Consider the following 3,846-nt stretch of genomic DNA (forward strand, 5'->3'; position numbering starts at 1 on the left):
GCCTCGAACTGCTGCCGGACCGGCGGCCCCTGCCGTTCACCACCCTCTCCGAGCTGGCCAAGGCCGGGGTCGTCACGATCAGCCACGCGCCGGCCCGGCTGCCGTCCGGCGGCGACGTGCCGGTCCTCACCGTGGACGACGTGAGCGCCGGGACGGGCCCGTCCGGAACGTCCGCGGTCGGCCCCGGGCTGATCATGCTCGAACCCGGCGACGTCGTCTCGACCGCCGCCGGCTCCGCCCGGGTCGTCACCGAGCACGGCGCCGCGCTCGGCCCCTTCCTCACCCTCTACCGCCCGGACGGGGAACGGCTCGACGCGCGGTTCCTGGCCGGGTTCCTGACCTTCGCGCACACCCGCACCGGCGCCGGATCGAGCCGGATGGACCTGCGCCGGACGCGCGTCCCCCGGCTGTCCCTCGAACGTCAGCGCGCCTACGGCCACGCCTTCCAGGAACTGGCCCGCCTGACGGAGACGTTGCGCGAGATGTCGTCGCTGGGGGAGATGCTGGTCCGGCTGAGCTTCGACGGCCTCCTGGACGGGCACCTCCGCCCGGCCCCATAGCGCTCGCCGCTCGCCGCTCGCCGTTCGCGGGATGGCCGCGTACGCGGCGTTCGACGAACACGTCCGGGAACGGCCCGCGTGCGGCCGTTCCCGGAGTGCGCGGATCGCCGGCCGGGTCTTCACGGGTCCGTCGCGGTCCCGCCGGCGGCCCGGCCGTTCGCGTCAGCCGGCGGCGTGGCCCGGTGCCGAGAAGACGCTGTCGTCGCCGAGGTACTTGCCCCATGGACGGAACTCTGACCCGTTCCGGAAGGGGCCCTGGTCCGATGCCGCGGACTGGTCCGCGCCGTACATCGGCCGGGGTTCGGGCTTCCTGTCGTCCGACGGTGCGTCGCTTCGCGGATCCTGAGCCGCGGAATCGTCCGGCTTCGAGGCGGGGCCTCCTGGTGGCGCGGCCTGCTCTGCCGGGGTGTGTCCGGGGGCGTGCATCGGGGAGTTGTCGGTTTTCGGAACTGTGTCATCAGGTGGCGGAATCTGGGGGGTCCGCTCCTTATCAGGCGGTTTCTGGTCCGCTCTCTTCTGGACGCTCATCCTGTCGATCTTCTCGACCAGCTCCCGCACGGACGGCGACCATTTCCTGTGCTTGGGCGCACCGGGCCGGACCGCGCCGGCGAACTGCTTCTTGCGCCTCTTTGTGAGCTTGTCGATGCGAATCTTCTCCCCGGTGCGCGGCGCATGGAGGTACTTTCCGTCGCCCACATACATCCCGACATGGTTGCGGCCCCGGAAGAAGATCAGGTCCCCCGGCTTGAGGTTCTTGAGCTTCACCTTCCGCTTCACCCCCCGGTACTGCGCGTGGGTGACGCGGGGGATGTCGACGCCCGCCTTGCGCCACGCGGCCATCGCGAGCCCGGAGCAGTCGTAGCCGCCCGGCCCCTCCGCGCCCCACCGGTAGGGCTTGCCGATCTGCTTGCGGGCGAACTTGAGGGCCTTCTTGGCGTCCTCGCGCTGGTCAGCCTCACGGGTCCGGTACTTGTCGTACGCCTTGACCTGCTTCACCGTGGCGGAATCCAGTTGCAGGCTCTTCAGCACGGCCGGATTGAGATCAGCCCAGGCCTGCGAACTCAGCGGGACCGCGAGAGCGAGCCCGGTCGCCGTCACGGTGACGGCCGCCCGGAGCATTCCCTGTTTTCGGGTGCCCGCCCGGTCGCGGCGGTCATGGCCGGTGAACGCTCCGCTGCCGGCGTCGTCCCCATGTGAGTGGCGTGCGATGGACATTCCTGTTCTCTCCATCCCCGTTGTCGGGTGCGCCGCGGATTTCCGCGGGGCGGGTGATCATCACCTCGCCGAGAGTCCGGATACCCCGCTGATCGTCGGGGAATTGGGAGAGCGCGCCGATTTTACATGATCATGACGCGGAATTAGTGGTGCACTTTGGTGTCTTTGATCATGTGGCCAGATGGGCCAGCGAGGTCAGCGGAACGGGCAGCCAGGCCGGCCGGTTCTGTGCCTCGTACCGAACCTCGTAGACCGCCTTCTCGAACTCGAAGGCGCGGAGCAGTACCGCGTGCGCCGCCGGATCGGCGCCGCCGGCGGCCGCGTAGCCACGGCAGAACGCGGCCCTGTTGCGCGCCGCCCAGGCGTGCGCCCGCGTCTCCAGCCGGCCTCCCGGCTCGGGCGGCACCGTGCCGGACTTGGCGATGAGGAAGCGGGCCGCGTACTCGAAGGAGCGCAGCATCCCGGCCACGTCCCGGAGCGGGTGCGCCAGGGCCCGGCGCTCGTTCTGGGTCCGCGCCGGCTCGCCCTCGAAGTCCAGCAGCGTCCAGCCGCTCTCGGTGCGCAGGACCTGGCCGAGGTGGTAGTCGCCGTGGACGCGCTGCACCGGCAGCGGCTCCGCCTGCGCGGCCAGGTCGAGGAAGACCGCGGTGAGCGCCTTCGCGTGCGGGGCCAGGCCGGGCACGGCGCGGCACGTGCCGGTCAGCTCGGCGTTCATCCGCGCCGCCATCGCGTGGACCTCGCCGGCCGGGAGGGTCTGCACCCCGAACGCCCCGGCGAGCGCCTGGTGGACCTCCGCCGTCGCCGCTCCGAGGCGCTCGGCCTCCGCCGCGAAGTCACCGCCGGCGACGCTCGCGTCCAGTTCCGCCCACTCGCCGTCGCCCGCGGGCGGCGTGTGCGCGAACCAGTCCCGGACGCTGGCGATCGCCAGGCTCCAGCCGTCCGCGCCGGTGTGCAGGTAGTCCGACAGGAGGCCGAGCGTGACCGGCTCCCCGTCGCCGCCGGCCCGCGCGCGCCCCTCCGGTTCCAGCTCGATCCACCCGAGGACGGCGGGGACGTGCGTGCAGCCGCCGCGGGTCAGCGCCAGGTTGACCTCCAGGTCGAGGTTCACGCCGTCGCTGAGCCGCCGGAACAGCTTGCAGATGTAGGTGTCGCCGAACAGCAGCGAGGTGTTGCTCTGCTCGGCGGTGATGGGCAGGCTCGCCAGGTCGGTCCGGATGCCGGCGCCGGCGACGTGGCGGAACCGCAGCGGACCGGCGGACGCCTCGGCGGCGAGGGCGTCCAGCAGGATCCGGGTGAGGTCGGGGTCGTGGGCCGCGTCGTACAGCCGCGGGCCGTCCATGCCGGGCGGCCCGCCGATCTCCGCGTGCCGGAGCCGGTCCGGCAGGTCGCGGCGGACGCCGAGAAGCACCTGGTAGCGATCGGTGGTGCCGTTCTGGCGGACGTCGAGGATGAGGTGGTGGAGGCCGGGGTCGCCGGTGCGCAGTTCGGTCGCGGTGCCGATGGACAGCCCGTCGATGGGGCCGTCCTTGCCGCCGAACCACCGCTGCCGGGGCAGCCACGCCGCGAGGTCGCGCGTGAGCGCGGATTCAGGTGGCAGCACGATCAGACGGCCTTTCCTGAGCCGGGGGCTGTGCCCGCGACCGCGCCCGGGATCGTGCCCGCGGCCGTGCCCGGGGGCGTGCCGGCGGCCGCGTCCGGGAGCGGCCCTGCGACGGGGTCGCCGTCGTCCGGGGGCAGCAGCTGGAACCAGAAGAACCCGTGCCCGGGAAGCGTCATGAGGTAGGGCAGCTCACCGATGGCCGGGAACTGCACGCCGCCCATGCACTCGACGGGGGAGTAGCCCTCGAAGCGCCGCAGGTCGAGTTCGACCGGCTGCGGGAAGCGCGACAGGTTGCTGATGCACAGGACCGCGTCCATCTCGCCCCACGGGCTCTCCTCCTCGGTGATCTCGCGGGTGAAGGCGAGGACGGAGGGGTTGGAGGCGGAGAGTTCGACGTAGGAGCCGACGCCGAAGACGGGGTGGCGTTGGCGGATCTCGATCATTTTGCGGGTCCAGTGGAGCAGGGATCCG

The 3,846-nt window shown here is 72.1% G+C and carries 3 protein-coding genes and 1 pseudogene; 1 reads left to right on the forward strand and 3 read right to left on the reverse strand.

What is annotated here, in order from left to right:
- Nucleotides 1-560 (forward strand): annotated as a pseudogene (locus tag E1285_RS46250) (SAM-dependent methyltransferase); the annotation flags it as partial.
- Between the two features lie 162 nt (nt 561-722).
- On the opposite strand, the gene E1285_RS43765 reads toward E1285_RS46250, so the two are convergent.
- The 3 genes from E1285_RS43765 to E1285_RS43775 form a co-directional block, all read right to left on the reverse strand.
- The gene (locus tag E1285_RS43765; RefSeq protein ID WP_165967031.1) at nt 723-1,775 is read right to left on the reverse strand and encodes a C40 family peptidase; all 1,053 of its coding nucleotides are present in this window, start codon (nt 1,773-1,775) and stop codon (nt 723-725) included.
- Between the two features lie 169 nt (nt 1,776-1,944).
- Nucleotides 1,945-3,375, reverse strand: a complete 1,431-nt coding sequence (locus E1285_RS43770) for a phosphotransferase (RefSeq protein WP_132160809.1) — start codon at nt 3,373-3,375, stop codon at nt 1,945-1,947.
- A gap of 2 nt (nt 3,376-3,377) precedes the next feature.
- Nucleotides 3,378-3,846, reverse strand: a 469-nt coding sequence (locus E1285_RS43775; RefSeq protein ID WP_207947269.1) for an alpha-glucosidase C-terminal domain-containing protein, incomplete at its 5' end; no start/stop codon positions are given.

Origin of the sequence: Actinomadura sp. 7K507, from assembly GCF_004348425.1 — a bacterium.
GTDB lineage: Bacteria > Actinomycetota > Actinomycetes > Streptosporangiales > Streptosporangiaceae > Spirillospora.

Coding starts and splice junctions, on each gene's coding strand:
- E1285_RS43765 (WP_165967031.1), bottom strand. CDS start 1,775: ATGTCCATCGCACGCCACTCACATGGGGACGACGCCGGCAGCGGAGCG.